Annotated in this window: 7 protein-coding genes and 1 pseudogene; all 8 read right to left on the bottom strand. The window is 70.1% G+C overall.

All coding sequences use genetic code 11. The annotated features are described in order from the left end of the window. Positions 1 to 94: 94 nt before the first annotated feature. A pseudogene (locus AC4PWQ_RS00230) lies at positions 95 to 1,024 on the bottom strand (DEAD/DEAH box helicase); the annotation flags it as partial. Then, the gene (locus tag AC4PWQ_RS00225; RefSeq protein WP_492089430.1) at positions 1,021 to 3,060 is read right to left on the bottom strand and encodes a helix-turn-helix transcriptional regulator; all 2,040 of its coding nucleotides are present in this window, start codon (positions 3,058 to 3,060) and stop codon (positions 1,021 to 1,023) included. The gene AC4PWQ_RS00225 and the pseudogene AC4PWQ_RS00230, both read right to left, overlap by 4 nt. Before the next feature lie 167 nt (positions 3,061 to 3,227). Beyond that, the gene (gene hisG / locus AC4PWQ_RS00220) at positions 3,228 to 4,076 is read right to left on the bottom strand and encodes an ATP phosphoribosyltransferase (protein ID WP_492089429.1); all 849 of its coding nucleotides are present in this window, start codon (positions 4,074 to 4,076) and stop codon (positions 3,228 to 3,230) included. A 3-nt stretch (positions 4,077 to 4,079) separates the two neighbouring features. Next, positions 4,080 to 4,340 carry a phosphoribosyl-ATP diphosphatase gene (locus tag AC4PWQ_RS00215; protein WP_371152203.1) on the bottom strand — a complete coding sequence of 87 codons (261 nt, stop codon included), beginning with the start codon at positions 4,338 to 4,340 and terminating at the stop codon, positions 4,080 to 4,082. Positions 4,341 to 4,563: 223 nt separating this feature from the next. Then, on the bottom strand, positions 4,564 to 5,241 hold the full coding sequence (locus tag AC4PWQ_RS00210) for a DUF421 domain-containing protein (RefSeq protein WP_371152204.1): 678 nt from the start codon (positions 5,239 to 5,241) through the stop codon (positions 4,564 to 4,566). A 90-nt stretch (positions 5,242 to 5,331) separates the two neighbouring features. After that, the gene (locus tag AC4PWQ_RS00205; protein ID WP_371152205.1) at positions 5,332 to 5,721 is read right to left on the bottom strand and encodes a YccF domain-containing protein; all 390 of its coding nucleotides are present in this window, start codon (positions 5,719 to 5,721) and stop codon (positions 5,332 to 5,334) included. 142 nt (positions 5,722 to 5,863) lie between these two features. Beyond that, complete coding sequence (locus AC4PWQ_RS00200) at positions 5,864 to 6,913, bottom strand: ABC transporter substrate-binding protein (protein ID WP_371164635.1); 1,050 nt, start codon at positions 6,911 to 6,913, stop codon at positions 5,864 to 5,866. Continuing rightward, positions 6,910 to 7,671: an ABC transporter permease gene (locus AC4PWQ_RS00195; RefSeq protein ID WP_371164636.1), complete on the bottom strand. Its 762-nt coding sequence runs from the start codon at positions 7,669 to 7,671 to the stop codon at positions 6,910 to 6,912. Before AC4PWQ_RS00195 ends, AC4PWQ_RS00200 begins: the two co-directional genes overlap by 4 nt. Between the last annotated feature and the right edge of the window lie 34 nt (positions 7,672 to 7,705).

Genomic DNA, 7,705 nt, shown 5'->3' with positions numbered 1-7,705 from the left:
TTTTGCCCTATTTACTTCGTTCGGTTATGAAAGAACCGATATTCACAACGCTCGCCTACCGTGACAACGAGTCTCTTGGGACCCATAGACGTTTTTCGTGCGCCGCTTGGTCGCAGCCCGCCCGGGAGAACACGAACACGATCGCCGGCAGCAGGCCCTTTTCCTCCAGCGCCGCGATCATTTGCGGCCGGTTCAGGTGCGGCCCACGGGGACGACGTTCCCGCCCGCGCCCGCGCGCAGCCAGGCCGCCCCCGCTGGGGCGTTCCAGCCGGGCGGCGGCCTGCACCAGCTTCGAGTTGAGCACCGGGCGGCCGCCCGCATCCTGACGCTCCTGCCCCTCCCCCCGGTAGGAGTAGAGGTCGAACAGGCGCGCGCCCACCATCATGTGCTGGAACAGCGGGACCGGGCGGACCTCAGAGACCACCACCTGCGTGTCCCCGCGCGTCTCTTGCAGCCAGGCGCCGAACTCCTCCGCGTTAGAGACGGTGGCGGACAGGGAGACCAGCTGGACGCGCAGCGGCAGGTGGATGATCACCTCCTCCCACACCGGGCCCCGGAAGCGGTCTGCCAGGTAGTGGACCTCGTCCATCACCACGAAGCCCAGGTTGTCTATCGCCCCGGACTGGGCGTAGAGCATGTTGCGCAGCACCTCGGTGGTCATCACCACCAGGTCCGCCTCCCCGTTGATGGAGGTGTCACCGGTCAGCAGGCCCACCCGGTCGGCGCCGTAGGTGGCCACCAGGTCGTTGTACTTCTGGTTGGACAGCGCCTTGATCGGGGTGGTGTAGAAGGCCCGCTTGCCCTGGGCCAGGGCCAGGTAGCAGGCGAACTCGCCCACGATCGTCTTGCCCGCCCCGGTCGGGGCGGCCACCAGCACGCCGCGCCCCGCCTCGACCGCGGCGATGGCCTGGCGCTGAAAATCGTCCAGTTCGAAGTCCAAGAAGGCAGCAAACTTCCCCGCCTGGCTCTTTTCCCAGGCGGCGCGTTCCTTGGCTGCTGCGTATGCGTCGGCGTAAGACATCAGCGCTCATGGTAGGCGCGCGCCGCGCCCGCCGCGCGCTGGCGCACCCGCTCCAGCAGTGCCGTCCCGGCCTCGCTGTGCGCGCCCCAGGCTGCGATGTGCCCGCCCCAGCCCAGCAGTTGGCGCTCTAGCCACCTGGCGTTGAAGGCCCGCAGCTCCACCCACGCCTCGCCCATGCCGGCGCCGGCCGCCGCCGCGCACGGCGAGGCGATCGGCTGCTCGCCGATCCACCAGCCGGAGGGCGCCGGCAGCACGCTCACCGCGATCTCCCCGGGCGGTGCGGCGGCAGCGTCGTCCCCCTGCCCGGCGGTCGCCAGCGGGGCGGGCGCCTGTTGTCCCACCGAGACGGTGCCCATGCGGTCCAGGCGGAAGGTGCGCTCCGCGCCGGCGTCGTGGCACCAGGCCTGCAACAGGTGGTGCTCGCCGTCGGCCGTCAACGCCAGCGGGGTGACGCTGCGTTGCGAGGTGCGCTCCAGGGCGTCGGTGTAGTCAAAGGCCAGCACGCGGCCCTCCTGCAGGGCCAGTCGCACAGCCGTAAGGGTCTGGTGCGGCGAGCGCTCCCCCACGATCAGCGGGGCGGCCGCCGCCTCCCCCGCGCCACCGCCCGGCAGCTGGCCCTGAACCGCCGCCAGGGTCTGGGCCACCAGCGGATCGTCGCCGCTGACCGCCAGCAGCACCCGCAGCGCGGCCGCCAGACTCGTGGCCTCCAGGGCGGACAGGCGCAGCGGCTTGGCCATGCCCTGCCCGTCCAGCAGGCTGAGGGTGGCCTGCCCGCCCTCGTCGTCGAGCGCCACGTCTATCAGGTCGTCCGGGTAGTAGCCCGGGCGGCCCGAGACAAAGAGGGTGGACACGTCCCGCTCGATCTCCGCCTCCCCGGCGCCAAAGCGCGCGGCTAGCTCGGAGACCCTGGTGGGGCCGTGGGACTCCAGGTAGGTCAGCAGCGCCAGCATCCGCGTCAGTCGCGTGACCGCAGCCGTGCGGCCCTTGCGCTTGGCCTTCGGGGCGGGCGGCGCGGGCAGAGGCTGCACCTCCAAGCCGGCCAGGTGGGCGTGGCTGGCCGCGACGGCGCGCGCCAGCTGCGGCGGGCAGACCACCAGGGCGTCGCTGCCGAGTGCGCACAGGTCCTCCACCGCCCGCGCGGAGTTGCCCAGCTCCAGGCGCAGGCGCTCGCGGCCCCGCACTGCGGATGCGGCGGCACGCCCAGCGCCGTCCCCTTCAACCGCGACGCTCACGGCGCTACGGCGCAGGTGCTTGCCAGCTCCTGCGGTCAGCTCCACCACAGCTTGCAGCCCCTCGTCGCGGTCCAGGCTTGTCCCTGCCCGGCCCAACTCAACCTGATCCGGGCGCGGGCCCTGCAGGGGGCCGGTCACCAGCTTTGGGGTGCCAACGATGCGTGAGAGCCGGAAGTTGCGCGCAGCCTTGCGGCTGCGATCGTAGCCACGCAGATACCATGCGCCGCTGCCTTGCCAGGTGGCCCACGGCTCCACTTCCCGCCTCGTCACTGGCCCGGTCAGGTCCGCGCCTTTGCGGTAGGAAAAGCTCAACGCCGCGCCGGTGTCCACCGCCTCAAAGATCTGCACCAGATAGGGGTGGGCGCTGCCACTGGCTCGCACGGTCCACGGCGCCTCGCTCTGACCGGACAGGGCGCGCAGCTTGGTCAGGGCGCGCGCGGCCGGGCCGGCCAGGTCCGTGGCCTGCCACATGCCGGCCGCCACGGCCAGCACGCCGTGCTGGGCCGGGGTGAGCGGCGGCAGGTCCAGCACGTAGCTGTCCGGGTCCACCCAGTAGCGCACGTCGTCCCCGTGGGTGGCGTCCTGGCTTACGCGCAGCGGCACGCCAATGTCCTTCAGCGCCTGCTTGTCCCGCTCGAACATCATGTTCTGCGCGGTGGCCTCCGCGCCCGCCAGCATCGGCTCGTAGCCGTTGACCTGCTGATAGATCTGGGCGCGCGAGAGCGGGCGACGGGCGTGGAACAGGGCGATGAGCAGGTCCATGACGCGCTCGGAGGCGCGATCAGCGCTGGGCGGGAACTCGGTCACGGCCCAAGTATCCCCAAAACCACCCGCCGGGCCGCGCGCACCGCGCCGGGCGCGCGGCCCGCTGCCCGCCCAGAGCTGGCCTGCACCGGCCAGGCGGGGGCTGCACAGAGGAAGCGGGGCCGACCGGTTTAACCGGCCGGCCCCGCGGCCCGGGTTGGCGGCTGCCGCTAGAGGCGGCAGGCCACGATGTCGGTGACGATGATCCCGCGCGCACCCAGGTCTGCCAGGTTGTCCATGGCGTCGTTGAGCTCCTTGCGGCGCACCATGGAGCGCACGGCCTTCCACGCCGGGTCGTGCAGCCCGGAGATGGTCGGGGACTCCAGGCCCGGGGTGATCGCCACGGCCTCATCTAGGTGGGTGGCCGGGATGTCGTAGTCCACCAGCACGTACTCGCGCGCCACCAGGACGCCCTGGATGCGGCGGTCCAGCTTGTACAGGCCCGGGTCGTTGACGTGGTCGGGGCGCGTGATCAGCACGGCCTCGCTGCGCATGACGCTGGGGCCAAACACCTCCAGGCCAGCGGCCTTCAACGTGGAGCCGGTCTCCACCACGTCGGCCACCAGGTCGGCAACGCCCAGAGCCACGGAGGACTCCACGGCGCCGTCCAGGTGCACCACCTTGGCGTCCAGGCCCTGGGAGGCCAGGAACTCGCGCAGCAGGACGTCGTAGGAGGTGGCGATGCGCTTGCCCTCCAGCTGGGAGATGTCCGTGTACTGGCCGGCCGGGCCGGCGAAGCGGAACTGGGAGGACCCAAAGCCCAGGGCGCGGTGCTCGATGGCGGCGCAGTCAGGGGTGTCGGCCAGCAGGTCACGGCCGGTGATGCCCACGTGGATGGAACCCTCCCCCACGTAGACCGCGATGTCGCGCGGGCGCAGGAAGAACAGCTCGACCTCGTTGGCGTGGTCCAGCAGCACCAGCTCGCGGCCGGAACGGCGGGTCTTGTAGCCGGCCTCCTTCAGGAGCTGGACGGCGGCCTCAGAAAGCGCGCCCTTGTTGGGTACGGCGATACGCAGCATTGTTTAGAACTTCCGGTAGACGTCTTCGAGAGTGAGGCCCTTAGCGATCATCATGACCTGGGCGTGGTAGAAGAGCTGGGAGATCTCCAGGGCGGCGTCCTCCTGCGACTCGTACTCGCAGGCCATCCACACCTCTGCGGCCTCTTCCACGATCTTCTTGCCGATGAAATGGATGCCCTTGGCATGCTCCTCGACCGTGCGGGAGCCCGGGGTGCCGGCGGCGACCTTGGCGGAGAGATCGGCAAAGAGTTCTTCAAACGTCATGCCGCCACCTTAGTGCGCGCCCGCCCCACCACACCAATGTGATCCCGTCCGTCTCACCACCCGCACAGCAGCGAGGCCCAGCAGCGGGGCCCGGCGCGGCACCGCTGCCCAGCGTGGCCCAGCGGCGGCGTGGCCCGTAGGCTACCTGCCCCATCCCGCGCCCGGCCCCCTGGCCTAGCGGCGGCGTGGCCCCCGAAACGCGACCGCGCCGCTCGTCTGCCCGCTATTCGATCTCCTTGGCGATGCAGGTGCCGTCCTTCTTGACGATGAACAGGTGCTTTTCGCGCGATAGCTCCACCAGGTAGACGTCCTCCAGGGCCAGGTTCTCCGCCTCCAGCTGGGCGATCATCCACTCCTCGTCGCGTTCGACGGCCTTCAGGTGGCGCTCCAGCAGCTCCCCGTTGCGCACCAGGAGGCTGTTGATCACGCCGTCTCCCTTCTTGATCACGGTGAGGGAGCCGTCCGGCTCGATCTGGGCGAAGGCGATGTCCTCGAGCGAGTAGATGCCGCGCGAACGCAGCTGGGAGATGAAGGTGATGACATCGAACTTGCTGGACTTGCCCTCCTCCGGGTCGATCTGGAAGACGCCGTTGACGATGATCGGCAGCGGGTCTGAGGTGACCGCCTGGCGCACCACCAGGAAGCGCATGGTGACGAAGTTGAGCAGGGAGATCATGCCCAGGGCGATCACCAGCACCAGCACGAAGCGCCTAAAGGGGATGTCTCCGTTGTAGATGACGCCGCTGATGATGCCGCCCAGCACGAAGTTGCCGATGTAGTCGATCGGGGTGAGGTTGGAGGACTGCAGCTTGTTGGTCAGCTTCAGGTAGGCGGCGATGATCAAGAATCCCGCTCCGAACTTCAGGAGGGAGAACAGGTAGAACGAGAGGTCGATCGGCATTGGAGGAGGGCCTTAGCGCTAGTTGGGGTGGGAGCGGGCAGCGCCCGCCGGGAGCGTGAGCGGCCGGCGGGCGCATGGGTCTTTTGGGGTTCAGTAGCGAATCTGCTGGGCGCGGCCCACCACCTGCTTGCCGAAGGGGAAGCAGGTGATTGGGATGAGCTTGATGTTGGCGATCGCCAGCGGGATTCCGATGATGGTGATGGCCTGGGCCGCGGCGGTGAGCACGTGGCTGACGGCCAGCGGCAGCCCGAACAGGATGAACCAGACCACGTTCATCAACGTGGAGCCGACGCCCGCACCGGGCTTGCGCACCACGTCTCGCCCGAAGGGCCACAGCACGTAGCCGGCGATGCGGAAGCAGGCCACGCCGGCCGGCGCGGTGATGATCAGGATGCAGGCGAGCACGCCCACCACGATGTAGCTCAGGAACAGCCAAAAGCCACCGAGCACCAGCCAGATGATGTTGAGCAGGGTACGCACCGGTTCTCCCTTCTGTCGCGGCGCGGCGCGGCCGCGAGCAACGGCCGCCTTCTTGGCAACAATTGTCCCAATAACTTGCCCCTGTGGCATCCCGAGCGCTCGGCTCGGGGTGCCACAGGGGCAGGGGTGTCATGGGGCAGGGCTAGTCGGCCAGGAGGGCCCCGGCCGTGACCTCCCCCTTGAGTACGCCAGCGGACTCCAGCGCCTCCAGCATGGCCGCCACGCTGGTGACGGTGATGTACTCCGAGCCGCGTACACCGCCCAGGCCGTCGTCCTTGGCCGGGTCGAATCCGGTCCACAGCGGCACGGTGGCGCTCAAGGTGGCCAAGGCACCGGCCTCGGCCTCACCGTTCAGGTCCGGCACGAACTCCTTGGCCACGGCCAGGGCTTCTTCTCCTCCGGCCTCGAGGCTGGCGACGGTGGCGTCAATACCGTCCTGCAGCGCCAGGGCGGCGGCGCGGATGCCCTCCGGGTTCTTCTCCAGCGCGGCGCGCGAGGTGACGATCGCGGCGCCCAGCAGGTCGGTGTGCCCAATCGGCACCACGCGCACCTGCACGCCCTGCGCGGCGGCCTGCACCGGCTCGTTGTTGACGAATCCGATCACCGCGTCCACGTGCCCGGCGGCCAGGGCGGCCACCTGCGTGTAGCCGATCGACTGCACATCAACCTCGCTGCGGGTCAGGCCGGCCTGCGCCAGCGCCCCCTCCAGGGCGTACAGGTTCTCCCCGTACTCGCCCGGGATGCCCACGCTGTGCCCCTTCAGGTCCGCCACGCTCTGGATGGGCGAGTCCGCCGGCACGATCAGCACCGCCGGGTAGGCACGGTAGTAGGGGGCAAGGAGTACGACGTCCTGCCCGGCCGCCGCCGCCACTGCGGCCTCCGTCGCGCCGGCCACCACGAGCTGCTCCTCCCCCGCCGCCAGGGCACCAAACAGGTCCTCCTGGGCGCCGTGGTGGCGCAAGCTGGCCTCCACGCCGTGCTCCCGGAAGAAGTCCTTGCTTTCGGCGTAGTAGGCAGGGGTGAACTGGACGTTGGGCACGTAGGTGAGCCCCACGGTCACGGCGGCGCCCTGGCCGCCAGCGCCATCGGGCTTAGCGCTGGGGGCGGCCGGCGGAGCGTCGGCGGAACAGGCCCCGGTAAAGAGGGCGGCTACCAGTGCGGAGGCGACCAGCGCGATCTTGCGTCGCATCATTTGCTCCTTAGTGCGGCGATGGTGGGTGAAAGGTGCTCCAGGATTTGGAGCGCCACGTAGAAGAGGCTGGCCATCACGGCCAGGACCAGGATGGTGGCGAACATGCCGGCGGTGTTGGCGGCCTGGCGCTGGGCGGTCAGCAGCATGCCCATGCCCTTGCCGCCCAGCACGAACTCGCCCACCACAGCGCCGGTGATCGACAGCGGGAAACCTGCGCGCAGGCCGGACATGAAGCCGGGCAGGGCCAGCGGGGCCTGGATGTGGATCAGCAACTGGGCGGGCGTGGTGCCGTCCAGGCGGGCGGCGTCCAGCAGGTCGGGGTCGATGCCGCGCAGCGCGTTCAGGGTGGCAACGAAGATCGGGAAGAACACGATCAGGGCGCACAGCACCACGGTCGGGGTCAGCCCGTATCCCAGCCACACCGCCAGGAGTGGGGCCAGGGCGATGGCGGGAACGGCCTGGGAGGCGGCCAGGTAGGGCGAGAGGGCGGCGTCCGCCCAGCGCCACCGCCAGATCACGTAGGCCAGCGGCCCGGCCACCACCACGGCCGCCGCGCACCCGATCAGGGCGGCGCGCAGGGTCTCCCAGGCGGCCGGCGCGATCGTGCCGGTGAACGAAGCCAAGAGGTGGGTTAGCACGCGCGCCGGGGAGGGAAGCAGGAACGGCGCCACCGCCCCACTACCGGAGGCCCACGCCCAGGCGGCAAGCAGCAGCGCACCCACCGCGATGGGGGCCAGTAGCCTCGTTAGCCGGTTCATCCACGTCCCGTCAGGTCAGGCCCGGGGCGGAGGT

The organism is Buchananella sp. 103232, from assembly GCF_058725725.1.
Note: the sequence above shows the minus strand (reverse complement) of the source record. Positions and strands in the feature narration are given on the sequence as shown.